Source organism: Candidatus Methylomirabilota bacterium (genome assembly GCA_035936835.1).
GTDB lineage: Bacteria > Methylomirabilota > Methylomirabilia > Rokubacteriales > CSP1-6 > AR37.
Window position 1 is genome coordinate 26,473 of record DASYVT010000023.1, and the last position, 24,453, is coordinate 50,925.

Genomic DNA, 24,453 nt, shown 5'->3' on the forward strand with positions numbered 1-24,453 from the left:
GAGCCATGACCGCGCGGGGGAGGCCTGCTCTCGCAATTTTTTTTGCCCTGACCCTGTCTTGGGTCGGCGGGGCGATTGTCCGCCCCGCGCTCGGGCAACCCCCCTCCGCGCCCCCTCCGGGCGCGCAGATCATCCTCAAAGACCTCGCAGTCCAGGGTAACCGCCGCGTCCAGGAAGCAGTCATCCTGGGCCGCGTCTCCGCCAAGGTCGGCGGCCCCTTCGTCCCGGCGCGACTCGCGGAGGATATTCGGTCGGTCTTCTCACTCGGCTTCTTCGATGATGTGCAGGCCAAGGTCGAAGACTTCGAGGGCGGTGTCAAGCTGGTCTTCGTGGTTACCGAGCGTCCCTTCGTCCGCGACATCACGTTCGGCGGCAACAAGCGCCTCGATGCCGCAACCCTCCAGGAGAAGATCGACTTCAAGCTCGGCGCCGTGTACAACCCCGTCGAGGTGACACGGGCCGCCGAGAAGCTGAAGGAAGCCTACGAGGAGGAGGGCTACTTCGAGGTCGGCGTGACGCCCGAGGTCGACCGGCTGCCCGACGGGGACGTCAGCGTGACGTTCCGCGTCGCCGAGGGCCGAAAGATGACGATCGACAAGATCGTCATTGAGGGCGCGCAGGGCCTGAAGCCGGAGAAGATCAAGAGCATCATGCTGACCCAAGAACGGGAATTCTACATCCTGCGGGGCACGGTCCAGCGGCAGAAGCTCGACCAGGACACCGAGCGCGTCGTCACGTTCTACAACGACAACGGCTACATCCAGGCGCGGGTGGAGACGGTCGACACCCAGGTGGACCGCGCGACCGCGCGGGTCACGATCAGGATCGTGGTGGCCGAAGGGCCGCAGTTCAAGGTCGGCGGCATCGATATCACCGGCAACAAGGTGCTGCCCCTCGAGGAGCTGCGCCGGCGCGTCCTGCTCAAGCCCGATGACATCTATTCCCGGACCAAGCTGCAGGAGACCGTCAAGGGTATCGGGGACGTCTACGGGACTATCGGGCGGACCGCGGCAGACATCGTTCCCCAAATCGCGCTCGACGTGCCGAACCGGAAGGTCAACATCACGCTCGAAGTCAGCGAGGGCCCCGAGGTCTTTATTGAGCGGATCAACATTTCAGGGAACACGCGGAGCCAGGAGAAGATCCTTCGCCGTGAGCTCCCGATGGCGGAGGGCGACCTCTTCACCACGCAGAAGCTCGCCCGAGCAAAGCAGAAGCTGGTCAACCTCACCTACTTCGAGAAGGTGGAGACCAAGACCCTGCCGGGCTCGACCAAGGACAAGATCGTCGTCAATATCGACGTGACGGAGAAGCCCACGGGCCTCTTCTCGATCGGCGGCGGTTACAGCTCGCAGGACGGCGCGTTGGGTACGGTCGACCTGTCCCAGAACAACTTCCTCGGGAAGGGCTACCAGCTCTTCCTCCGCCTGCGCGGCGGCACGCAAACGCAGCAGGGCACGATCGGGTTCACGGACCCGTGGTTCCTGGACCGGCCGCTGGCGGCGGGGTTCGACCTCTTCAACAACCGGCGGGTGTACCAGGACTACACGGTCAACTCGCTCGGCGGCGACGTGCGCTTCGGCGCTCCGATCGGAGACTACAGCCGCTGGAACGCCCTGTACCGCTTGAGCCAGGAGAAGGTCAGCAACGTCGCGTCCAATGCCAGCACGGAGCTGCTGCAGGCACAGGGCACCACGGTGACATCGCTGGTCGGGGGCTCGCTCAGCCGGGACACGCGGGACAGCTTGACGGAGCCGACACGCGGCAACTACTCCCTGTTCGGAGCCGACGTCGCGGGCATCGGGACGGGGGACAACCGCTTCTTCCGGATCACGGCCACGACGACCCAGCACCAGCCGCTGTGGTTCGACCATGTGCTCAGCGGACGCCTCATGACGGGTTACCAGCTCGGCTGGTACAAAGACCCAGTGCCGTTTTTCGAGCGCTACTACCTCGGCGGCCCAAACACCATCCGGAGCTTCAAGGCGCGCCAAATCTCACCCGTGGACTCGTCGGGCACGGCCATCGGCGGGAATTTCCAGGTGCTGGGCAACCTCGAGTACTCGGTGCCGCTGCCCTACGGAATCAGGGCAGCGCTCTTCTTCGATGCCGGCAACGTCTACGGCCCGGACCAGAGCGTGCACGCGCCGGTTGACCTGACGAACCTCAAGTACGCGGTCGGTCCCGGGATCCGCTGGAACTCGCCCTTTGGGCCCGTCCGGGTGGACTACGGCGTCAACCCGAACCCGACGGGGAAGGAGAAGTTCGGCAATATCCAGTTCTCGATGGGCTCGGCGTTCTAGCCAGGAGGAGAGAGGCATGAGTGGGCGCTTCAGGCAGGCGGTGGTGGTAACGGTGCTGGCGAGTCTCTCGGCTCTGTGGTGGGCGCTGACACCAGCCCTCGCGCAGGCGCCGCAAGCGACCCGCATCGGGTACGTGGATCTCCAGCGCATCCTCGCGCGCTCGCAGGCCGGGGTGCAGGCCCGCGAGCAGCTGGAGAAGGAGAAGGTCGGCATGCAGAAGCAGCTGGACGGTCAGAAGGCCGAGCTCGACAAGCTGCGGGACGAACTCGAGAAGAAGGGGCAGCTGCTTTCGGCTGATGCCCGCCGGGACAAGCAGGACCAGCTTGAGCGCAAGCTGCGCGACGCCCAACGTCTCGCCGGCGACCTCGAGAAGGAGCTGCAGAAGAAGGAACAGACCATGGGGGCGAAGATCCTGCGAGAGCTGGAGGGGATCTTTACCAGGGTCGGCAAGGAGAAGGGCTACGCGCTCATCCTCGAGCGCCGACAGGCCGGCGTCGTCTACGGCGCGCCCGAGGTGGACGTCACGGAGGAAGTGATCAAGGCCTTCGACGACGAGACGCGCAAGGCCAAGAAGTAGGCTGCCGTGGGCGCCCAGTTCACGCTCGGCCGGATCGCCGAGGCGCTCGGCGCCACGCTCGAAGGGGATCCGGCGCGGGTCATCCGCGGCGTCGCACCGCTCGAGGGCGCGGGGCCTGAGCACGTGTCGTTCCTGGTCCACCCTCGCTACGCGCGCGCCGCGGCAGAGAGCGCGGCAGGTGCTCTCGTTGTCGGCCGGGACGTCGAAGGCCTGCCCCAGGCGCTCCTGCGCGTCGACTCGCCACAGATGGCCCTCATCGCGCTCCTGCGGTTGTTCCACCCCGAACCTCCTGTCGCCTCCGGCATCCACGCGACGGCTGTCGTGGCCGGCAGTGCGCGCGTGCACCCGACGGCCTTCCTGGGCGCGTGCGCCGTCATCGAACCGAACGCGCGGGTCGGGGCGAGGAGCATGGTAGGCGCGCTGTGCTTCGTTGGGGCAGGGGCGATGCTCGGTGACGATGTGGTGCTCCACCCGCGCGTCGTGGTCATGGAAGGGGTCGCCATCGGCGACCGGGTCGTCGTCCATGCGGGCGCGGTGCTCGGGGCCGACGGTTTCGGCTACGCCTTCGACGGCACGGCGCATCGGAAGATTCCCCAGGTGGGCGGACTCCGCATCGAGGACGACGTCGAGATCGGCGCCAACAGCACCATTGACCGCGCCACGCTCGGAGAGACCCGGATCGGGCGGGGCAGCAAGATCGACAACCTGGTCCAGGTAGGCCACAACTGTGATGTGGGAGAGGACGTCATCTTGGTGTCGCAGGTCGGGGTGTCGGGCTCCTGCACGATCGGCAGCCGGGCGGTGCTGGCGGGGCAGGTGGGAGTTGCCGACCACGTCACCATCGGGGCAGGTGCCGTCCTCCTCGCCAAGTCAGGCGTGCCGAACGACGTGCCGGCCGGGGAAGTCTGGGCCGGCATACCGAGCCGGCCCGTGCGCGAGACGCGGCGGATCTTGGCGGCAGAGACCCTGCTGCCGGAGCTCTTCCGCAAGGTTCGCGCGCTCGAGAAGCGGGTGCGGGAGCTCGAAGGTGGGCCGCATGCCTGAGCCGGCGCGCATCCATCCGACGGCCATCGTGGAGCCCGGTGCGGAGCTCGCGGCCGGGGTCGTGGTCGGTCCCTACAGCCTCATAGGGTCATGCGTCGCGATCGGGCCCGGCTCGGAGATCGGCGCCCACGTGGTTCTCGAGGGTCGCGTCAGGTTGGGGGCGCGATGCCGTGTCGGGCACGGCGTCCTCATCGGCGGGGTGCCCCAGGATCTCAAGTTCCGCGAGGGGCTGCTCGTGGGCGTGAGCGTCGGCGACGACACCGTCATCCGGGAGTACGTCACCGTGCACAGGGCGACCCACGAGGGGCGGGACACGCGGATCGGAAGCCGCTGCCTCCTCATGGTCTCGAGCCACGTCGCCCACGACTGCGTGGTCGGCGACGAGGTCATCATCATCAACTATGCCGGGCTGAGCGGTCACGTGACCGTCGAGGATCGCGCGACGATCGGCGGGCTCACGGGGATCCATCCCTTCACGCGGATCGGCACGTACGCCTACGTTGGCGGCTGCGCGAAGGTCACGCAGGACGTGCCGCCCTTCGTGATGGCCGACGGCATACCCGCGACGGCGCGCGGCGTCAACGTGATCGGCATGCGCCGCGGCGGCGTGGACGGCGATGGGCGCCGCCAGGTGCGTGCCGCTTTCCGAATTTTGTACCGCTCCGGCCTCGCGCCCGCCGCCGCCGCCGCCAAGCTCAAGACGGAGCTCGGCGGCCACCCGCTCGTGGCGCGGCTTGTCGACTTCATCGAGGACTCGAAGCGCGGCATCGTCCCGGCCCCGCCGCCGACAAATGCGCAAGTTGAAGACGCGGAAAACGAGGACCGCGTGTGGTGAGCGTGCCGGAAAGCGGACGCATACGCGCCGGGGTGGTAGGTGCGGGCCACATGGGCCAGTACCACATCCTGGCCCTGGCGGAGCTGTGGGACGTCGAGCTCGTGGCGATCTGCGACGCTGATGCCACGCGCGCCCAACAGATCGCGGCGCAGTACGGAACTCGGGCGGTGGCCACGCACCGGGAGCTGGCGGAGCTCGTCGACATCGCCACGGTCGCCGTGCCGACCGAGCGCCACTTTGAAGTCGCCCGTGACCTGCTGGAGGCGGGCGTCCACGTCCTCGTCGAAAAGCCGATGACGCCCACGCTGGAAGAGGCCAAGGAGCTCTTCCGCCTGGCGCGGCAGCGCGCCCGGGTGCTCCACGTGGGCCATGTCGAGCGCTTCAACGGGGCGGTGCAGGAGCTGCGCAAGATCGTCGAGCGACCCGTCCTCATCGAGTCCAGACGGCTCGGCCCCTTCGTGCCGCGGGTGCAGAACGACTCCGTCGTGATGGACCTCATGATCCACGACATCGACATCGTGCTGGGTCTCGTGGACAGCGAGCCTCGCCGGATGAACGCCCTCGGGCGCTCCATCCACTCGCTCCAGGCCGACGTCGCCAACGTGCAGATCCTCTTCGACTCCGGAACCATGGCGACGATCACGGCGAGCCGCGCCACCGAGGAGAAGATCCGCACCCTCTCGATCACCCAGCCCGACGCGTACATCGTCCTGAACTACGCCGACCAGGACATCCAGATCCACCGGCGGGCCGCGCAGGAGTACACCCTCAACCGCGAGTCGATCCGCTACCGGCAGGCGTCCTTCGTCGAGCGCCTTTTCGTCCACAAGGACAACCCTCTCAAGCTGGAGATCCGCCACCTGATATCGGCCGCTCGCGCCGCGAAGGCGACCGGCCAGGTGGAGCTGCCCGAGACCGACGACCTTCGGTCGCTGGCCGTGGCGCTCGAAATCGAGCGGATGATCCGCGAGGGCCGGGGTGAGGTCGCCTGGCCGAAGGATCTCCCATGGAGCGCCGCCTCGCGGTGATGGCCGGCGCCGGGGTCCTCCCCGGCCGGGCCGCCGCCGAAGCCGCGCGCCAGGGATGGCGCGTGGTCGCGCTCGCCTTCGACGAGGCGGCGGGCCTTGACGCCCACGCCGAGCGCGTGGTGCCCTCCGCCATCACCGACATCCACGCAGTCCTCCAGACGCTCCGCGGCGAACGTGTCCAGGCGGCCGTGTTCGTGGGCAAGTTCTGGAAGCAGCGCGTGTTCGACGAGGTCGGAGAAACCGACGAAGCCGGCCGCCGCCTGGCCGGTGGGGGGCTGTCGGACGCCGCGCTGGCGGGCACGGTGGTGGCAACGCTCGCCGGAATGGGGATCGAGGTCCTCGACCAGCGACCCTTTCTCTCGCCGTGGATCATGGGGCCCGGGACGGTGACGTCGCGGGAGCCGTCGCCGGACGAGTGGGGCGAGATACGCGCGGGGTTCGCGCTCGCGCGTCGCCTGGCGGAGCACGGGATCGGGCAGACCCTCGTGCGCTCGCGCGGCGTCACGCTGGCCGTCGAGGCAGCCGAGGGCACCGACGAGACGATCCGTCGGGGCGCCAAGCTCGCCGGCCTTGGCGCGGTTGTCGTCAAGGCGGTGGCAGCAGGGCACGACTTCCGCTTCGATATCCCCACCGTCGGCCCGGCGACGCTTGCGGCCATGGCAGAAAGTGGCGCGACGGCGCTGGCCGTGGACGCCGGCAAGGTGCTCCTCGTCGAGCGCGAAGAGGCGGTGCGAATAGCGGACCGCGCCGGCATCGCCGTGGTGAGCGTTGATGACGGCAGCTGACGGACGTCTGATCATGCTGTCAGCCGGTGAGGCTTCCGGCGACCTACACGGCGCCACCATGTGCCGGGCGCTCCGGGCGCTCGACCCGAGCCTGCGGCTGATCGGCATGGGCGGGCCCCGAATGGCGGCGGCGGGTGTCGAGATCCTCGTTGACCCGACGGCACACGCCGCGATGGGGACGAGCGAAGCCATCAGTCGTGTTCCCGGGCTCTACCGCGCGTACAGACTCCTGGTGAGGCGGCTCCGGGAAGCCCGGCCGATGGCGATGGTGCTCATCGACTTCCCCGAGTTCAATCTGCGGTTAGCAAAGCAGGCGCGGCGCGCGGGGATTCCGGTCGTGTACTTCATCCCGCCGCAGATCTGGGCCTGGCGACGGGGACGCATACGGCAGATGGCCCGGCGCGTGACGCGGGTCCTCGCGGCGTTTCCCTTCGAGAAGAGCCTGTACGAGGAGGCCGGCGTCTCCGTGGAGTTCGTGGGCCACCCCCTGTTGGACGAGGTGCCGAGCGACCTCGACCGAGCGAAGGCCCGCGAGCGGCTCGGTGTGGGAGAGAGACAGACCCTCGTGGGCCTCCTGCCCGGCAGCCGGCGGCAGGAAGTCGACCGCCTGCTGCCGCCCATGCTGGATGCGGCAGCCCGGCTCTCCCGATCCGACGGCCGACGCTGCTTCGTGCTTGGGTTGGCCGCGAGCGTGGATCGCGGGCCCGTCACCATCCACCTCAGGCGCGCGTCCGAGGCGGGCGGCCCAGCGGTGGAAGTGGTGGACGGACTCACGCACGAGGTGATGGCGGCCTCGGACGCGCTCCTGATCGCCTCGGGGACGGCGACCCTCGAGGCGGCGCTGCTCGGGACGCCGATGGTCGTCTGCTACCGGGTGTCGCGACTGAGCGAGGTGGTCGTGCGCCTGCTGAATCGTTCGCCGTGGATCAGTCTCCCGAACATCGTCGCCGAGCGCGGCGCGGTGCCCGAGATACTTCAAGATAAGGTCACCGGAGCGCGGCTTGCGAGCGAGGCGGAACGCCTGCTCGTCGATTCCGTGGCGGCGACCGCCCAGCGTGCGGCGTTCAAGGAGGTGCGCTCGAGGCTGGGGCAGCCGGGCGTCGGGGCGCGGGCGGCGCGGGCCGTGCTGAAGGTCGTGGGCGCCGCATGAAGGCCGCCCGGCTCGGCCGGAAGCTGGCCCCGGCCGCAGGGTCTTGGGCGCTCCGGCTGCTGGCCGCCACGCTCCGTCTACGGCGCGAGGAGAAAACCGTGGAGCCCCTGAGGGCCGCGGGCGCGCCGGCCATCTACGTCGTCTGGCACGCGCGCCTCCTGCTGCTGCCGTACCTCTATCGCCGGCGGGGGCTGTGGGCGCTGGTCAGCCGCTCCGAAGACGGCTCGATGATATCCGACCTCGTGCGTCGCTTCGGCTTCGTCACCGTCCGAGGATCTTCGAGCCGCGGGGGCGCGGAGGGGCTCCGGGCCCTCGCCCGCGCCATTGGAGAGGGCCACAGCGTCGTCGTTGTGCCCGATGGCCCGCGGGGTCCGCGGGAGGTGCTCAAGGCCGGGGTCGTCGTCCTGGCAAGGTTGACGGGCGCGCCGGTGGTACCGGCGGCTCTCGCGGCGTCTTCCGAATGGCGGGCGCGCTCGTGGGACGAATTTCGGATCCCGAAGCCGTTCTCGCGGTGTGTAGTCCGCTTCGGCGAGCCGATCCTCGTCCCCCGCGACATCGACGCGGCCGGAGAGGAAATCTCGCGCAAGGAGATCGAGGCCGCCTTGAATGCCGTCACGTGGCAGGTCGACGAGGAGGCGCGCCGCTGATCCACGCTCTCTACTCCGTGGCGCTCCGGCTCGGGCTGCTCGCCTACCTGCCCGTGTTCGCGGTTCGGAAGCTCAGGCGCTCGGGCTACGACAGGGCGATCGGCCAGCGCCTTGGGCGCTACGGGACGGACCTGCCGGCCGAGCCGCGCTGCTGGATCCACGCCGTGTCCGTGGGGGAGGCGGCGACGGCTGTCGCGCTGGTCGAAGCGCTCGTCCGCCGCTGGCCGGAGCTCGGTATCGTCATGACGACGGTGACGCCGACGGGGGCGCGCATTGTGTCCGACAGGCTCGATGGGAAGGTGAGTCACCGGTACTTCCCCGTCGACCTGCCCGGGCCCGTCCGCCGCGCGCTGGATGCCGTGAGGCCCCGCTTCTTCATCGGCATGGAGACCGAGCTGTGGCCGAATTTCTTCCGGGCGCTGGCGGCGCGCGGCATCCCGTCCATGATCGCCAACGGGCGCGTCTCGGACCGCTCCTTCCGGCGCTACCGCCGCGTGCGCTTCGTCACCTCCCGGATGCTGCGCGACGTCGGGGTCTTCGCGATGCAGTCGCAGGAGGACGCGCGCCGCATTATCGCCCTCGGCGCGCCGCCCGAGCGGGTCGTGGTCACGGGTAATCTCAAGACGGACCTCGCTCCCCCGGATGCCGGGGGCGAGTCCCTGTGGCAGCGGCTGCTCGGACTCGGCGAGGATGACCTCGTGTGGATCGCGGGCAGCACGCATCGGGGCGAGGATGCCGCCGTGCTGGACGCCTTCGCGCGGCTCCGCGCGCGCTTCCCGCAGCTCGTCCTGCTTCTCGCCCCGCGGCACCCGGAGCGGGTGCCGGAGGTGGAGCGCCTCGTGGTCGAGCGTGGGCTCAGCGCGGTCCGCCGCAGCGATCTTCCGGGCGCGCGGGACCGGAGCGCGGTGATCATCCTCGACACGGTCGGAGAGCTGGCGCAGATCTACAGGGTCGCAACCGTGGTATTCGTCGGGGGCAGCCTCGTCCCGACAGGGGGCCACAACATGCTGGAGCCCGCGCTGCTGCGAAAGGCGGTCCTCTTCGGGCCTCACACGGGCAATTTTCGCGAGAGCGCCGACGTCCTCCTGGCCGCCGGCGGCGCGGTGCTGGTCCGCGAGGGCGCGGAGCTCGAGCGCTGCGTCGGCCAGTTGTTGGGCAACCTCGAGCTGAGGCAGCGTATGGGAGAGGCCGCCTTCCAGGCCCTCGTGGGTCGTCAGGGAGCCGTGAAGCACACCCTCGAGCTCGTGGAGCGCTTCTTGATGGAGCCGGCGCATGGCTGAGCCGGCGCGGGCGCCGGAGCTTTGGCTGCAGGAAGCCTGGCATGGGCGGGCCAGCCCGGTGGTCCGCGCGGGTCTCTGCGTGGCGGCGGCGGCTTATCGCGCCGCCCTCACGGCACGCTCCGCGTCCTACCGGATCGGCCTTCTGTCCACGCGCGGCCTTCCCGTGCCGGTGATATCGGTCGGCAATGTCACGGTGGGCGGGAACGGAAAGACACCCCTGGCCGAGGTCGTCGTGCTGGCGCTGGCCGAGATGGGCGCGCGGCCCGCTCTCATCAGCCGCGGCTACGGGCGGCGCACGCGCGGCGTTCGAATCGTGACCGATGGCGGCGGCCTCCGGCTCGGCGCCAGGGACGGCGGGGACGAGCCTGTGCTCCTGGCTGAACGGCTGCCCGGCGTGCCGATCGTGGTGGGGGAAAGCCGGTACGAGGCGGGGGCGGTCGCGGTCGGGACATGCTTCGCCAACGCGCTGGTCCTCGACGACGGATTCCAGCACCGGACGCTGACCAAGGACCTCGAGATCGTCGTGGTTTCCGGAAGCGACTCGTGGGGTAACGGTCGACTCTTTCCGAGGGGCTCCCTGCGCGAGCCGCTGTCCGCGCTCAAGCGGGCCGGCCTCGTCGTGGTCACGAACCCGCCAACTGCCGCCGCCACAAGCGATATCGCCCACGTGCTACGGCGGAGAGGATCGGCCGCGACAGTTCTCTGCGGCGCCTACCGCCCGACATCGCTTCGGCGCGGCGACCACGTTCGTGCCGAAGCGCCTGAGGCGCTCTGCGGGCGGAAGGTGCTCATGCTGGCGGGACTGGCGGCAGCCGGGGGATTCCTCGCGACGGCCGAGGGCCTGGGAGTGGAGGTAGCGGGGTTGGCGGAGTTCCCTGACCATCACTGGTACACGCCAGCCGATCTCGCTCGCGTGGCCGCGCGGGCGCGCGCGACGGGGGCCGAGGCCGTCCTCACGACGGAGAAGGACTGGGTCCGGCTCCGCGAGATGCCCCGGGGGAATGTGCCGTTCTGGGTGCTGTCAGTGCGGCTCGACTTGGGCGCCGACAGCGTGGCCCTCTGCCAAGTGCTCAGCGAGACGCTGAGACGCGCGGCCGGCGGGCGGCGGCTGCCGTGATGTTCGACGCCGGGGTCGTCCTGGTGCGCCTCCCGAACTGGCTCGGCGACACGGTGATGGCGCTGCCCGCCTTGCACGGCCTTCGAGCGGCCCGCCCCGGGGTTTGCGTGGTGGCCGTCGGCCGCTGGGCGCCCCTCCTCGCGGGACAGGGTGTGGCCGACGCCCTTGTGCCCTATCCGCTCGAGTGGAGGGACCGCCGCCGGCTCGCCGCCTCACTGCGGGGAATGCGCGCGGATGCCGGGGTACTGCTCACGAATTCTTTCGAGTCCGCCGTCGCGGCGCGGCTCTGGGGCGCCCGTATGCGGCTCGGCTATGACACCGACTTGCGGTGGCCTCTCCTGACGCATGCCGTACCGCTGCCTTCGCCGCGACTGCATCAGATCGACGAGTACCGCGGACTCCTTGAGGCGGCAGGCGTGGCGGCGCCGGTAACGGTTCCGGTCTGGCGCCTCGGGGAGGACGCGGCGGCCGGCGCCGCGGTCTCGGCGCTGCTCGACGAGTGCGGAGTCTCCCGCGGGGCCCGAGCGGTGGGACTCCACCTCGGCACATCATTCGGCTCGTCGAAGCAGTGGCCGGCGGCGTCATTCGCGGAAGTCGCATCGCGCCTGCGTGAGCGCGAGCTTCGCCCCATTCTCCTGGGCAGCCCTAGCGACGTGGAAATGGCCGCCGCCGTCTCGGCCTCCGCCGGCTGGGCCATTCCATCGCTCGTCGCTCGGGACCGGCCCGAGCTTCTGCCAGGACTTCTCGCCCGCCTCGCGTGTCTCATCAGCAGCGACACAGGGCTCGCGCATCTCGCGGCGGCGGTCGGCACGCCTACGGTCACGCTCTTCGGGCCGACGGATCCCCGTCTTACGGCGCCCAGGAGCCGCGCGGCCCGGAGAGTCGAAGGGCGTGCACCGTGCGCGCCGTGCTTCCTGCCGCGCTGTCCCATCGACCACGTGTGCATGCGGGACATCACGGCGGCGTCCGTGACGGAGATAGTGGAGGAGGGGCTCACGGCATGAGGACCGTGCTCCACACCGAGTCCTCTCCGGGCCTCGGAGGCCAGGAGCTGAGGACGCTCAGAGAGGCTCGCTGGACTGCAGCACGAGGCTGGCGGGTCCTCCTGGCGGGTCAGCCCGATGGGCGGTTCGTGGGACAAGCGCGCGCGGCAGGTCTCGAGGCCGTCGGTGTCCGCATGCGGGGCGCGTGGGATCTCGGCGCCGTCTGCGCGCTCCAGCGGCTGATCAGGCGGGAGCGGGTCAGCATCGTCCACACCCACAGCTCGGTGGACGGCTGGGTGGGCGGGTTGGCTGCGCGCGCCGCTGGCGTCCCCGTCGTGCGGACGCGCCATGTCTCGATCCGCATACGACGGCGCTGGAACCCCGTCTATCGCTGGCTCGCGGATCGGGTGATCACGAGCGGTGAGGCCATCCGCAGCCTCGTGATCGAGGCCGGGGTCGATCCCGGGCGGGTCACCGCCATCCCGGCGGGCGTGGACCTCGCGGAATTCATCGGTGGTTCAAATGATGGCCCCGCGGTGCGCGAGAGCCTGGGCCTGGCGCGGCCCGTGATCGGGTCGGTCGCCATGTTCAGGGGTTCGAAGGGCCATGCGCATCTCCTCGACGCTTTCGTCGCGGTTCACGCCCGGCATCCCGCGGCGCGGCTCCTGCTCGTCGGCGACGGAATCCGGCGGCCTTGGGTCGAGGGTCTCGCGAAGGACCGCGGTCTCGGTGAGGCGGTCGTCTTCACCGGCTTCCGGACCGACGTGTCGGTGCTCTTGCGCGCCATGGACTGCTTCGTCCTGGCTTCGACGCGGACCGAGGGTGTGCCGCAGTCCCTTCTCCAGGCTTTCGCGGCCGGGGTACCCGTGGTGGCGTGTGCGATCGGTGGAATTCCCGAGGTCGTCAAGGATGGCGAGACGGGCATTCTCGTCCCGCCCGAGGACGCCGCCGCCCTGGCTCGGGCTATTGAGTCCGTCTTGAGCGACGGATCGGGCGCCGCGGCTCGCGCCCGGGGGGCGCGGCGGCTGGTCGAGGAGCGTTTCTCTCATGGCGCTTCCGTCTCGCGCCTTCTGGCGCTCTATGACGAGGTCATCGCGGGAACGGCCCCGCGCCGGCTCGGCGCATGAGCGGAACGGGCCGGCTCACAATCCTCCAGGTCGTCGCCAACCGCTGGTGGACGGGCAGCGCGGAGCCGGTGCTGCGACTTGTCCTCGGACTCCAGGCCAGGGGGCATCGCGTGCTTCTCGGTCTGGCGTCAGGTGACCGCTTCGAGGCGAAGGCGCGCGAGGCCGGCATCCAGCCCGTCAACGACTTGAGGCTCGACGTGAAGTCCGGCCCGGCAGGCATCGTGCGCGATGCCCGGCGGCTCAGGAGCCTCGTGACCCGCGAGGGCGTGGACGTGGTCCACGCTCATCACGGCCACGACCACTGGCTGGGGTGGTGGGGGCACGGCACGGCAGCCCTCATCAGGACCTTCCACAACGAGCGCGCGGTCCGCCGGGCATGGCCGGACTCGGCGCTCTACAGACGTACCGACTCCGTCATTGCCGTGAGCCGGCGCATCGAGGAGCGCCTTCGCGAAGCGCGCGTCCCCGGTTCGCGGCTCTACCGCGCGGACGGCGTGGTGGACGCCGCGCGCTTCGTCACGGACGTTCCGGGCGCCGCGAAGATCCGGGAGGAGTTCGGGGCGGCCGGCGTCCCCCTCGTCGGCTGCGTCGCGCGGCTCGCTGCCGGCCGGGGTCACGAGACCCTCATCGAGGGCTTCCGCCTGCTCGTAGCAGAGCGGGGCGATGCGCGGCTGTTGCTGGTCGGGAAGGGCGAGCGGCGCGATGCGCTCGAGGGACTCATCAAACGGCTCGGGCTCGAGCGCTGCGTGTTCTTCGCCGGCTATCGGGATGCCGACCTGCCGGCGGTGCTCGGAGCCCTCGACGTGTTCGTCCTCATGGGAGCGGGCTCGGACGAGTCCTGCCGCGCGGCCCTCGAGGCCATGGCCGCGGGGCGGCCTGTCCTCGCCGCCCGGGTGGGCGCGCTCCCCGACGCCGTGGTCCACGGAGAGACGGGGCTCCTCCTCGACGAGCCGAGCCCGGCGGCAGTGTCTGCCTCCCTTGCGCGTCTCCTGTCGGCTCCCTCTGAGGCGCGCGCCATGGGCGAGGCCGGGAGACGCCGCGCCCTTTTCCTCTTTACCTCGGAGCGCCACGCGGAAGCTACGGAGGCGCTGTACCTCGAAACCATCGGGAGGCTCCACGCGGCACCGTGAAGGTGATCCACATGGTCTCCTGCGGCGGGTGGTCCTCGGATGCCTACTGGGCCGCGGGGGTATGCCGCGAGCTGACGCGGGCCGGACACGAGGCGACGCTCGTCTGCCGCCGCGGGACCGAGGAGCGTGTCATGTCGCGCGCACGCGACGAAGGCGTCCAGCGGATCGAGACCTTGAGCTTCCGCTCGGGCCTCCATCCCTCCGCCGACATACCCGATGTCAGGACGCTTCGGGCGTGGCTCCCGGCCGCCGACATCGTCCACGTCCATCGCGGCAAGGAGCACTGGCTGGCGGCAATCGCGAACCGCCTGTCTCCGCAGAGGCGGCCCCTCGTTCGCACCCGCCACATCGTCCAGCCGATACGTCCGCACGCTTTGAACCGCTGGCTCTACGGCCGGGCGACGGATCTTGTCGTGACGGTGAGCGAGGCCATCCGCCGCCAGTGCCTCGCGGCGGGCCTGGCGCTCCCCGATCACGTGGTGGCGCTCCCGGGCGGCGCGGACGGGGAGCGATTCAGGCCCGGGCACGACGGCGCCGCTCTCCGACAGAAGCTGGGGTTACCGGCAGGGGTGCCGCTCGTGGGGCTCTTGTCCGGCTTCCGCGTCATGAAGGGCCATGCGGTGGCGGTCGAGGCGGCTCAGAGGCTCACCGGCTCGGGACGTGCCTTTCACCTCCTCTTCGTGGGCCAGGGACCCTTCGAAGCCGCGACCCGGGAGAGCGTGGTTCGCGCCGGCCTCGGCGACCGAGTCTCCTTCCTTGGCTTCGTCGACGATCCGGCCCGAGTGGTCGGAGCTCTCGACATCGCCCTGTACCCGCCGCTCGAGTCCGACGGGATGTCGCGCGTGCTCTTCGAGTACCTGGCGGCCGGCCGGGCCGTCATCGCCAGCCGCGTCGGCGTCGCGGCCGAAGTCCTGACGGACGATGAGTCGGCGCTGCTCGTGCCGGGGGGCGACGCGCCCGAGCTCGCCCGCGCCTTAGCAACCCTGCTGGATGACGGCGCGCTTCGGCGAAGGCTGGGCGAGAGGGCGGTGGCCCTGGCCCATGAAAGCCTGACAGGCGCGCGCGTCACGGCGAGACTGCTCGATCAGTACCGGCGGCTCGCCGCAGGATCATGAAGATCTCCGTGCTCTGCTTCGACGTCTCAGCCAATGCCGCCGGCCGCGCCGATCTCCTGGCGAGACTGCTGGTACCCCTCGGCTCCGTGGAGGTGATCGGACCGCGCTCGGGACCAGGGCTCTGGGAGCCCGTGGCTTCCGGGCCCGTCCGCTACACGAGTGTCCCGGCCCGGCGCATGCCGGGATTCGTCGCCACCATGGCCGACCTCGCGCGGCGAGCCGACGGGGATCTCATCTACGCGTCCAAGACGAGGCTCGCGAGCGCCGGCGTCGGCTACCTCAAGCGCGTTGCGGGAAAACGTCCGCTGCTCCTCGACATCGACGACTGGGAGCTGGGTTTCTACCTTCGCTCGGGCTTCTGGGGCACCGTCGGCCGCGCGCTCAACCTCGGCAACCCGAGCGGCCTGCCGTGGACGTGGCTCTGCGAGCGACTCACGGCGCTCGCGGATGGAGTGACGGTCGCCTCGCGCTTTCTTCAGCAGCGCTTCGGGGGCACGCTGATCCCGCACGTCAGGGACACCGACGCGTGGAAGCCGGGCTGCGCGAGCGCTGCTGCTGGGCGCCGCCTCCTCGGCGTGGCGGACAAGCGCGTCGTCATGTTCCTCGGCACGCCGCGAGACTACAAGGGGCTGGACGACCTCGCCGCGGCCGTGGCTTCACTCGGACGCGCTGACGTGGCCTTGGTGGTGGTGGGCGCCCAGGCCGACAGCGCGGCGGGCAAGCGGATCCTCGGGCGATGCCCGCGGGCCGCGCTCGTGCCGTGGGTGCCGTTTGAGCAAGTCCCGACGCTCCTCTCGGCGGCCGATGTGGTGGCCGTGCCCCAGCGGGAAACGCCGGACACCGTCGCTCAGGTCCCGGCGAAGATCTTCGACGCCATGGCTCTCGGGCGCCCGGTGGTCTCGACGCGAGTCTCCATGATCCCGGAAATCCTCGACGGCTGTGGTCTCCTCGTCGAGCCGGGGAACGTTTCGGGGCTGGCCGCCGCCATTCGGACGCTCCTCGACGATTCCAGCCTTGCGGAAGTTCTGGGCGCCAAGGCGCGCGAGCGCTGTGTGGAGCGCTACAGCTTCCAGGCGGCGCGGGGGGAACTGTTCCCGCTGATCGAGCGAGTCATGGCGACGCCCAAGGGAAACCCATGAAGCTCGCCGTCATCTGCCGCCCCTTCTCCTTCCACGGCGGCGTCGAAACCTCCACCGCGGGCCTGGTCAATGCGCTTGTCGAGCGCGGCGGCTACGACGTCGACCTCATCACGTCAGCGGGGCAATTCCCTGTCCCCGGCGTCGGCCACCGCCGGCTCGCGGTTCCGGGGCAGCCGTCAGTGCTCCGCCAGCTCTGTTTCGCCCTGGCGGCGAAGAGGGCGGTGCGCGCGGGAGCCTACGACGTCGTCCAGAGCCACGAGCGGTGCCTGGCCCAGGACATCTATCGGGCCGGCGAAGGCTGCCATCGGGCGTACCTCGAGGCCATGGGGCGCGGCGGCCTTCAAGTAAATCCTCAGCATCAGCTTCTCCTGTGGCTGGAGCGGCGCATCTTCACGCTTCGGAGCGCGCGCCACATCGTGGCGATTTCCGCAAGGGGCAAGGCCGAAGTCGAGCGTCTCTACGGCACGCCGGCTTCGAGCGTGACCGTCGTCTATAACGGTGTGGACCTGGGCCGCTTCCATCCAGAGAACCGCCTCCGCTGGCGAGCGGAGACTCGGGAGGCGCTGGGTATTCCGCGGGAAGCGTGGCTGGTTGCGTTCGTCGGCTCCGGCTTCGAGCGCAAGGGCTTAGGACCCCTGATGGAGGCTGTGGCCGCCCTCCGGTCCCGTGACGTCCGCCTCCTCGTGGCTGGCAAAGGGCGCACCGAGATGTACCGCCGGCTGGAGGCACGGCTCGACCTGCAGGGATCCGTGACCTGGATAGCGCCGCGTCCCGACGTCGAACGGCTCTATGCCGCCGCCGACGCCGTGGCTCTGCCGGCCCGCTACGAGCCATTCGGGAACGTGCATCTCGAGGCGCTGGCGTCGGGGGTTCCCGTACTGACCAGCTCACTAACGGGTGGATCTGAGGTCGTGAGCGACGGCGTGAGTGGCGCGGTTACCGCCTCGCTCGAGCCGGCGGATATCGCGCGAGGCTTGCGGACTATTCGGGACGGCGATGCCGGCCGGTTGGCGGAGGCGGCGAGAGCGTCAGCGGAGCCGTTCACCTATGCGGCGCAGGTCGAAGGGCTCGAACGAATCTACCGCCTGCTCAAGGCCTGACGGGGTTCCTCGACTCAGTAAACAGGGATTTTCATTGATCAATCCGGGCCGGGGCATTACACTGCCCTCATGTCCCCGGCGTCCACTGGCCGTTCCGCCGTGTTCATGGACCGTGACGGTTGTCTGATCGAAGAGGCGGGGTATATCAATCACCCCAGCCGGGTACGCATGCTGCCGAGATCGCCCGCCGCTGTGGCCCGCCTCAATCGGGCAGGGATCGCTGCGGTGATGGCGACCAACCAGGCCGGCATTGCGCGAGACTATTTTTCGAAAGAGACACTCGACGCGGTCAACGCCGAGGTTGAGCGCCAGCTGGGCGACCAGGGAGCGCGGCTCGACGCGCTCTATGTCTGCACCCATCATCCGACAGCCGGGCAGCCACCATTCCGCCTTGAGTGCGAGTGCCGGAAGCCCAAGCCGGGGCTCCTGCTCCGCGCGGCAGCGGAAATGGGTCTGGATCTATCCCGGTCGGTGATGATCGGCGACAAGCCGTCGGATGTCGCGGCCGGTCAAGCGGCGGGCGTGGCGACGGTCCTCGTGCTCACGGGGTACGGCCGTGGGGAATGGGAGAATCGGCGGCACGAGTGGACGCTCGGGCCCGACCACGTGGCCGAGGATCTCTTCGACGCCGTCCTATGGGCGCTGGGGAGACTGGACATGTCATGTTCCCGGTGAAGAGGCTCCGCGCGCTCATCACGGGATTCACCGGCAAGAGGATCGTCGTCGTCGGCGACCTCATCGCCGACGAATACCTCTACGGCAAGCCCGCGCGCATCTCCCGGGAGGCGCCCGTCCTCATCCTCCGCTTCACGGACGGCGAGGTTCGCCTGGGCGGCGCCGCGAATGCCGCTCACAATGTCCGTGCCCTCGGGGCGACGTCCCTGCCCGTAGGCGTCCTAGGCAGAGACCCGGCGGGAGACGAAGTCCTGCGGCTCTTCGGCGAAGCCGGGATCTCATCCGAGGGCGTCAGCAGGGCCGCGGGGCGCTTGACCCCGGTGAAGACGCGCATCATGGCAGGCGGCTACGAGTCCACGCGCCAGCAGGTCGTCAGGCTGGACCGCGAGCCCGAGCCCAGCCTGCCGGGCGATGTCGAGGCGCGGCTGATCGCCGCCGTGCAGGCGGTCGGGAGCGGAGCCGACGCCTTCCTCGTCTCCGATTACGGCTACGGCACCGTCACGGCGGGGGTTTTCGAGGCCGTCCTCGAGACGGCCCGCCGGCGCCGCGCCATCGTGGCTGTGGACAGCCGCTATGACCTGCCGCGCTTCCGGGGCGCGACCGCGGCGACTCCAAACGAGCCCGAGGTCGAGGCGCTGGCGGGGACCGAGCTGGGGGACGACAGCGCTCTCGAGAAGGCCGGGCGCGTGGTGCTCGAGCGGCTCGATTCGCGCTATCTCCTGGTCACGCGCGGCAACCGGGGCATGGCGCTGCTCGAGCGCGAGGGTCCCGTGACGTTCATGCCGATTCACGGGAGCGACCAGATCGCCGACGTGACCGGCGCGGGAGACACCGTGATCAGCGCCTTTACCGTCGCGCTCGCCGCAGGCGCAGGCGCGGTCGAGGCCGCGTGGCTCGCCAACGTGGCCGGCGGCGTGGTGGTGATGAAGCGAGGCACGGCGACGGTCTCCCCGCAGCAGCTTTCCGAGTCGCTTGGCGACGATGGCGCCGCTGCTCGGCGTTGACGAGGCGGCCCGTCTTGCCGAGGGCTGGCGGCGCCAGGGCAAGCGGCTGGTCCTGGCCAACGGCTGCTTCGATCTCCTCCACGTCGGCCACGTGCGCTACCTCAGCGAGGCCCGCGCGCTCGGCGATGCCCTCCTGGTCGGGGTCAACGGGGACATTTCCGTGCGCCGGCTCAAGGGGCCGGGGCGGCCCATCATGACGGCCACCGAGCGCGCGGAGATCGTCGGCGCGCTGAGGTCCGTGGACGGCGTGGTTATCTTCGAGGACGACACAGCTGAAGCTCTCGTGGCGAGACTCCGGCCCGACGTGCACGCCAAGGGCACCGACTACACGGCGGAGTCCGTGCCGGAACGGAGCGCGGTTCTCTCGGCCGGAGGGCGCGTCGCCATCGCAGGGGATCCGAAGAGCCACGCCACGCGCGACCTCATCCGGCTCATCTTGGAGAGATTCGGGGAGAGATTCGGAGAGAAGCCCGGGGCGGGGCGATGACGTCGCGCAGCCCGCGCATCGCGATCATCAAGCTGTCCTCACTGGGCGATGTGGTCCACGCCCTCCCGGTCGCGCACGCGCTCAGGCGCGCGCTCCCCTCCGCGCACCTGACGTGGGTGGTCGAGGCGCGCGAGTACGCGATCCTCCGCGACCACCCCGATCTCGACGCGGTGGTGCCGGTGGACACGCGCCTGTGGCGCAGGCTCATCTGGCGCCCGGCGGGAGCCCGCCAGGTGCTGGGCAAGGTCGGGCGGCTCCGAGAGAGGATCCGCCGCGCCTCCTTCGACGTGGCCATAGACCTCCAGGGACTGCTCAAGAGCGGGCTCCTGACAGCCTACACAGGGGCGCCCCTGCGGATAGGCTTCAGCGCGGGCCGGTGCCGCGAGCGCTGGAATGCGCTCTTCACCAACCGTCGCGTGACGCCCCCCGACTCGGCACGCCATATCGTCGAGCAGTACCTGGCGCTCCTCGCCCCGCTCGGTATTGAACCGGGGCCCGCGGAGTTCCACGTGCCCGCGCGCGCGGCGGCGGAGCGCCGGATCGAGGAGCTCCTCGTCAAGGAGGGCGTCAAGCCCGGCGACCGGCTGGTCGCGATGAACCCGGGCGCGGGCCATCCGCAGAAGCGGTGGTCTGTGGGGCGCTTCGGCGCCTTGGCCGAGCGGCTGGCCACTGAAGCGGGCGCGCGTCTCCTGCTGCTCTGGGGCCCCGACGAGGCGCACATGGCGCGCGAGATTTCCCTGGCGCTGCCGGGGCACAGCGCGCTCCTCGCCCCGCCGACGGACCTCGGCGAGCTCGCGGCCCTCTTGAAGCGCTGCCGGCTGATGATCGCCAATGACACGGGGCCGCTCCACTTGGCGGCGGCGCTTGGGACGCCGTCTCTCGGGCTCTACGGGCCGACCCGCGCCGAGCGCAACGGCCCCTACGGGAAGCTCTGCCGGGGACTGCAGAGTCCGGACGGCACGATGGCCGGACTCGAGGTCGCGGGAGTCTTCGAGGCCGCGCGAGGCATGCTCGAGGGCGCGGAGTGAACCGGCTCAGCGTCGCCATCATCGCCTGGAACGAGGAGGAGCGGCTGCGCGCCTGCCTCGAGAGCGTCGCCTGGGCGGACGAGATCATCGTGATCGACGCCGAGTCCACCGACAAGACCGTCCAGGTCGCGCGCGAGTTCACGGACAAGATCTGGGTGCGGCCGTGGGCCGGCTTCGCCGCGCAGAAGAACTTCGCGCTCGAACAGGCGACCGGCGAGTGGGTGCTGTCGCTGGACGCCGACGAGCGCGTCCCCCCCGGGCTCCGGGAGCGCATCGGCCGCATCGTGCGCGCGAACGGGCCAGCCGACGGCTATTCCATCCCACGGAAGAACGTCTTCTGGGGCGTCTGGGTGCGCCACGGCGGGCTCTATCCGGACTACCAGCTCCGCCTTTTCCGACGGGACGCCGGGCGCTTTGCGGACAGCGCGGTGCACGAATCGGCCGTGGTCGAGGGCCACGTCGAGCCCCTCGTCGAGCCGATGCTGCACCACTCGTACCGCGGACTCGAGGATTTCGTCGCGCGCTCGAACCGGTACTCCACGCTTGCGGCCCAGGAGATCGTCAGCCGCGGCGGACGGGCGGGACTCGCCGACTTGGCGCTCCGTCCGCTCGGGCGGTTCCTCTCTATGTACGTCCTGAGATTAGGCTTCCTCGACGGCTGGCGCGGCTTCGTGCTCGCCGTGCTCTACGCCAACTACGTGTTCCTCCGCATGGCGAAGGCCTGGGAAGCGCGCCGGGGCTCGGGACAGGGAGATCCGGGAGCGTCATGACCTCCAAGCAGCGGGTGGTCTCCGGCATGCGCCCCACGGGCAAGCTCCATCTCGGCAACTACCTGGGCGCGCTCGAGAATTGGGTGCGCCTCCAGGACGAGTACGACTGTTTCTACTTCGTTGCGAGCTGGCACGCGCTCACGACAGACGCGGAGAACAGCGGCCAGGCGCCGGACAGCACGATCGAGATGCTGGCGGACTGGCTCGGCGCGGGTCTCGATCCGGAGCGGAGCACGTTCTTCATCCAGTCGCTGGTGCCCGAGCACGCGGAGCTCCATCTCCTGTTCTCCATGGTGACGCCGGTCGGCTGGCTCGAGCGCGTCCCCACCTACAAGGAAATGGTGGAGCAGCTGGGGATCGCGTCGCCCTCGTACGGGCTACTGGGGTACCCGCTGCTTCAGGCGTCGGACATCCTCATGTACAAACCGCAATGGGTGCCGGTCGGCATCGACCAGGTGCCGCACGTCGAGCTGACGCGCGAGGTGGCGCGGCGCTTCAACAACACGTGGAAGCCGGTCTTCCCGGAGCCCGGGGCCAAGCTGACCCAGATCCCGAAGGTGCCGGGGACTGACGGCCGAAAGATGTCGAAGTCGCTCGGCAACGCAATTCTATTGTCGGACACGCCCGAGGTGATTACAGCCAAGGTCAAGCCGATGATCACGGATCCCGCCCGGAAGCGGCGGAGTGACCCGGGCAACCCGGACCTCTGCCCGGTCTTCGACCTCCACAAGATCTTCACTCCCGAGGCGCCGCGCGAGGCCTGCGCAACCGGCTGCCGGACGGCGGGCATCGGCTGCCTCGACTGCAAGGCGGTGTTGCTCACCCACATGCTGCCGCCGCTCGCCGGGATTCGTGAGCGGCGCGAGCGCTTCGCGGCCAAGCCGCGCGAGATCGTGGAGATCCTCCACGAGGGTTCGAAGAAGGCGCGCGAGTTCGCGAAGAAGACCATGGACGAAGTCCGCGCGGTGATCAACCTGGAGCCCAATTGAGTGCGGACACGGAGACGGAGCCGCAGGGCCTGACCGTCAGGGTCGAGTCCTTCGTCGGTCCGCTGGATCTGCTGCTCCACCTCTGCAGGACCAGCGAGGTCGACCTCGCCAACCTGCCCATCCGCACCATCACCGAGCAGTACCTCGCGCATCTCGAGTCGGTGCAGTTCCAGGACCTCGACACCGCCGGCGCCTTCATGGTCATGGCCGCCACCCTGATCTACCTCAAGTCCAAGCTCTTGCTGCCGGTCGATCCCGAGGCGCCGCCGGACACCCTCGACGAGGAGGGCGAGCTGCTGCGCCAGGAGCTGGCCGAGCGGCTGCGCGAGTACGCGCGCGTCAAGGAGCTCGGCGCCTGGCTCGGCGAGCGCGAGGCGGAGCAGGCGCTGCTCTACGGCCGCACCGTCGGCGATCTGCCGCCGCCCGAGGACGTCCCGCTTGAGGACCTCTCGGTTCATCTCCTGCAGAGGGCCATCACGCGGCTCATCGAGGAGCAGAAGCGCCAGACGCCGCGCCAGATCGAGCCGAACCCGCTCTCGGTCCTCGAGCGCATGGGCGAGGTCATCGAGCTGCTGCGGCACACGTGGTCCATCCTCTTCTCGTCCGTCGCCGGGCAAGAGCGCGTCCGCGCCGAGTGGATCGTGACGCTGCTTGCCTTGCTCGAGCTGGTGAGGCTCGGGCAGGCGCGCGCCCACCAGGCCGAGCTGTTCGGGGAGATCGTCATCGAGTCGGCCTCCCCGACCGATACGGCCTCGGACGTCATCCCGCGCAGCGACGCGTCTACCCATGGAGAGACCACGCATGACTGAGCCTATCGACGTCCTCGAAGCGCTGCTCTTTGCCTCTGAGGCTCCCGTCGAAGCCGAGCGAATCCAGGAGGTGCTCGACCTTCCCTCCGCGGGCCAGGCTCGCGAGCTGGTGCGCGTGCTCGGGGAGCGGCTCGACGGGCAGGGCAGGGCGCTCCAGATCATCGAGGTGGGCGGCGGCTTCCGCCTGGTGACGCGGCCCGAGGTCGCGCCCTGGCTCGTGAAGCTGGCCCGCAGCCGGACGCGCTCCCGGTTGTCGCGCTCGTCGCTGGAAACCCTCGCCATCATCGCATACCGCCAGCCGGCGTCCCGTCCCGACATCGACGCCGTCAGGGGCGTCAACTCTGAAGCGGTCCTCGACAACCTCCTCGACCGCCGCATGGTCCGCATCGCCGGGCGGAAGGACTCGCCCGGCAGGCCGTTCCTCTACGAGACGACGCGCGACTTTCTGGTCGCCTTCGGCCTGAGAGACCTGGCCGACCTGCCCAAGGTCGAGGGTGATCTCGTGATCCCGGAGACCCCGCCAGACGCCGCGGGGGCGGCGGGATCCGGCGACGCCGTGGAGATCTCCCCTGCCACCGATGCGGCTCAGCAAGATCCTGGCCCAGGCGGGGCTGGCGTCACGCCGCGGGGCTGAGGCGCTGCTCGAGGCCGGCCGCGTCACCGTCAACGGAACGGTGCGGCTCGAGCCCGGTGCCCAGGCGGACCCCGCGACCGATCTCATCGCCCTCGACGGCCGCCCGGTCGGCGCGCGCGAGGCGTACGCATACGTGCTGCTCCACAAGCCGCGCGGCTACGTCACGAGCCTCCATGACCCCGAAGGCCGCCCGGTGGTGATGGATCTCCTGCCGCGGGAGACGCCCAGGCTCTTCCCCGTCGGGCGGCTCGACTACGACGCCGAGGGCCTCCTGCTCCTCACAAACGACGGCGAGCTGACCAACCGGCTGCTGCATCCGCGCTACGAGATCCCCCGCGTCTACGAGGCCGAGGTGGAGCGCCACGTCGGGCCGGGCGACCTCGAGCGGTGGCGGCGCGGCGTACTTCTGCCGGACGGTCCGGCGCTGCCCTCGGCCGTCCGAATCCTCAGGCGCGGGAAGGCGAGCACGTGGCTCAGCGTGACGTTCAAGGAAGGGCGCTACCGCGAGGTGAAGCGCTACTGCAAGGCCCTCGGCCACCCCGTGATGCGTCTGCGCCGCGTCCAGTTCGGCCCGCTGCGTCTGGGGGCGCTCCCGTTGGGGCAGACGCGTGCCCTGACCCCAGCCGAGCTCGATGCGCTGCGGAACTTGCGCCACCAAGGCGCTTCGCCTATACTACCCAGGATTCGCCGATAGATC

General features: G+C 70.1%; 25 protein-coding genes. All 25 read left to right on the top strand.

Features of this window, described 5'->3' with window-relative positions:
• Positions 1-5: 5 nt before the first annotated feature.
• The 25 genes from bamA (at position 6) to VGV06_02340 (ending at position 24,450) form a co-directional block, all read left to right on the top strand.
• The gene (bamA, locus tag VGV06_02220; GenBank protein ID HEV2053971.1) at positions 6-2,303 is read left to right on the top strand and encodes an outer membrane protein assembly factor BamA; all 2,298 of its coding nucleotides are present in this window, start codon (positions 6-8) and stop codon (positions 2,301-2,303) included.
• A gap of 16 nt (positions 2,304-2,319) precedes the next feature.
• Complete coding sequence (locus VGV06_02225) at positions 2,320-2,880, top strand: OmpH family outer membrane protein (GenBank protein ID HEV2053972.1); 561 nt, start codon at positions 2,320-2,322, stop codon at positions 2,878-2,880.
• 6 nt (positions 2,881-2,886) lie between these two features.
• The gene (lpxD, locus tag VGV06_02230) at positions 2,887-3,924 is read left to right on the top strand and encodes a UDP-3-O-(3-hydroxymyristoyl)glucosamine N-acyltransferase (GenBank protein ID HEV2053973.1); all 1,038 of its coding nucleotides are present in this window, start codon (positions 2,887-2,889) and stop codon (positions 3,922-3,924) included.
• The gene (gene lpxA, locus VGV06_02235; GenBank protein HEV2053974.1) at positions 3,917-4,759 is read left to right on the top strand and encodes an acyl-ACP--UDP-N-acetylglucosamine O-acyltransferase; all 843 of its coding nucleotides are present in this window, start codon (positions 3,917-3,919) and stop codon (positions 4,757-4,759) included. Before lpxD ends, lpxA begins: the two co-directional genes overlap by 8 nt.
• 32 nt (positions 4,760-4,791) lie before the next feature.
• On the top strand, positions 4,792-5,787 hold the full coding sequence (locus tag VGV06_02240) for a Gfo/Idh/MocA family oxidoreductase (protein ID HEV2053975.1): 996 nt from the start codon (positions 4,792-4,794) through the stop codon (positions 5,785-5,787).
• Entirely contained in the window at positions 5,766-6,572 is an 807-nt protein-coding gene (locus VGV06_02245; protein ID HEV2053976.1) for an LpxI family protein, read from the top strand. Before VGV06_02240 ends, VGV06_02245 begins: the two co-directional genes overlap by 22 nt.
• A complete protein-coding gene (lpxB, locus tag VGV06_02250; protein ID HEV2053977.1) occupies positions 6,559-7,722 on the top strand; it encodes a lipid-A-disaccharide synthase in 1,164 nt (387 codons plus the stop codon). The genes VGV06_02245 and lpxB overlap by 14 nt, the downstream gene beginning before the upstream one ends.
• A complete protein-coding gene (locus VGV06_02255; protein ID HEV2053978.1) occupies positions 7,719-8,369 on the top strand; it encodes a lysophospholipid acyltransferase family protein in 651 nt (216 codons plus the stop codon). Before lpxB ends, VGV06_02255 begins: the two co-directional genes overlap by 4 nt.
• Positions 8,339-9,649, top strand: coding sequence for a 3-deoxy-D-manno-octulosonic acid transferase (locus VGV06_02260; protein ID HEV2053979.1), 1,311 nt, complete (start codon positions 8,339-8,341; stop codon positions 9,647-9,649). The genes VGV06_02255 and VGV06_02260 overlap by 31 nt, the downstream gene beginning before the upstream one ends.
• The gene (lpxK, locus tag VGV06_02265; GenBank protein ID HEV2053980.1) at positions 9,642-10,766 is read left to right on the top strand and encodes a tetraacyldisaccharide 4'-kinase; all 1,125 of its coding nucleotides are present in this window, start codon (positions 9,642-9,644) and stop codon (positions 10,764-10,766) included. Before VGV06_02260 ends, lpxK begins: the two co-directional genes overlap by 8 nt.
• A complete protein-coding gene (waaF, locus tag VGV06_02270) occupies positions 10,766-11,770 on the top strand; it encodes a lipopolysaccharide heptosyltransferase II (protein HEV2053981.1) in 1,005 nt (334 codons plus the stop codon). Before lpxK ends, waaF begins: the two co-directional genes overlap by 1 nt.
• Positions 11,767-12,876: a glycosyltransferase gene (locus VGV06_02275; protein ID HEV2053982.1), complete on the top strand. Its 1,110-nt coding sequence runs from the start codon at positions 11,767-11,769 to the stop codon at positions 12,874-12,876. Before waaF ends, VGV06_02275 begins: the two co-directional genes overlap by 4 nt.
• The gene (locus tag VGV06_02280) at positions 12,873-14,006 is read left to right on the top strand and encodes a glycosyltransferase family 4 protein (GenBank protein ID HEV2053983.1); all 1,134 of its coding nucleotides are present in this window, start codon (positions 12,873-12,875) and stop codon (positions 14,004-14,006) included. The genes VGV06_02275 and VGV06_02280 overlap by 4 nt, the downstream gene beginning before the upstream one ends.
• Positions 14,003-15,121, top strand: coding sequence for a glycosyltransferase family 4 protein (locus VGV06_02285; GenBank protein ID HEV2053984.1), 1,119 nt, complete (start codon positions 14,003-14,005; stop codon positions 15,119-15,121). Before VGV06_02280 ends, VGV06_02285 begins: the two co-directional genes overlap by 4 nt.
• Positions 15,118-16,260 carry a glycosyltransferase gene (locus VGV06_02290; protein HEV2053985.1) on the top strand — a complete coding sequence of 381 codons (1,143 nt, stop codon included), beginning with the start codon at positions 15,118-15,120 and terminating at the stop codon, positions 16,258-16,260. The genes VGV06_02285 and VGV06_02290 overlap by 4 nt, the downstream gene beginning before the upstream one ends.
• A complete protein-coding gene (locus tag VGV06_02295; GenBank protein HEV2053986.1) occupies positions 16,257-17,360 on the top strand; it encodes a glycosyltransferase family 4 protein in 1,104 nt (367 codons plus the stop codon). The genes VGV06_02290 and VGV06_02295 overlap by 4 nt, the downstream gene beginning before the upstream one ends.
• 105 nt (positions 17,361-17,465) lie before the next feature.
• Positions 17,466-18,035 carry an HAD family hydrolase gene (locus VGV06_02300; protein HEV2053987.1) on the top strand — a complete coding sequence of 190 codons (570 nt, stop codon included), beginning with the start codon at positions 17,466-17,468 and terminating at the stop codon, positions 18,033-18,035.
• Positions 18,023-19,039 carry a PfkB family carbohydrate kinase gene (locus tag VGV06_02305; protein HEV2053988.1) on the top strand — a complete coding sequence of 339 codons (1,017 nt, stop codon included), beginning with the start codon at positions 18,023-18,025 and terminating at the stop codon, positions 19,037-19,039. Before VGV06_02300 ends, VGV06_02305 begins: the two co-directional genes overlap by 13 nt.
• Positions 19,017-19,526, top strand: a complete 510-nt coding sequence (locus tag VGV06_02310; GenBank protein ID HEV2053989.1) for an adenylyltransferase/cytidyltransferase family protein — start codon at positions 19,017-19,019, stop codon at positions 19,524-19,526. Before VGV06_02305 ends, VGV06_02310 begins: the two co-directional genes overlap by 23 nt.
• The gene (waaC, locus tag VGV06_02315) at positions 19,523-20,554 is read left to right on the top strand and encodes a lipopolysaccharide heptosyltransferase I (GenBank protein ID HEV2053990.1); all 1,032 of its coding nucleotides are present in this window, start codon (positions 19,523-19,525) and stop codon (positions 20,552-20,554) included. The genes VGV06_02310 and waaC overlap by 4 nt, the downstream gene beginning before the upstream one ends.
• On the top strand, positions 20,551-21,324 hold the full coding sequence (locus VGV06_02320) for a glycosyltransferase family 2 protein (protein HEV2053991.1): 774 nt from the start codon (positions 20,551-20,553) through the stop codon (positions 21,322-21,324). The genes waaC and VGV06_02320 overlap by 4 nt, the downstream gene beginning before the upstream one ends.
• Complete coding sequence (gene trpS, locus VGV06_02325; protein HEV2053992.1) at positions 21,321-22,313, top strand: tryptophan--tRNA ligase; 993 nt, start codon at positions 21,321-21,323, stop codon at positions 22,311-22,313. Before VGV06_02320 ends, trpS begins: the two co-directional genes overlap by 4 nt.
• Positions 22,310-23,122, top strand: coding sequence for a segregation/condensation protein A (locus tag VGV06_02330; protein ID HEV2053993.1), 813 nt, complete (start codon positions 22,310-22,312; stop codon positions 23,120-23,122). The genes trpS and VGV06_02330 overlap by 4 nt, the downstream gene beginning before the upstream one ends.
• Entirely contained in the window at positions 23,115-23,756 is a 642-nt protein-coding gene (gene scpB / locus VGV06_02335; GenBank protein HEV2053994.1) for an SMC-Scp complex subunit ScpB, read from the top strand. Before VGV06_02330 ends, scpB begins: the two co-directional genes overlap by 8 nt.
• On the top strand, positions 23,701-24,450 hold the full coding sequence (locus VGV06_02340; GenBank protein HEV2053995.1) for a pseudouridine synthase: 750 nt from the start codon (positions 23,701-23,703) through the stop codon (positions 24,448-24,450). The genes scpB and VGV06_02340 overlap by 56 nt, the downstream gene beginning before the upstream one ends.
• The last annotated feature ends 3 nt before the right edge of the window (positions 24,451-24,453 follow it).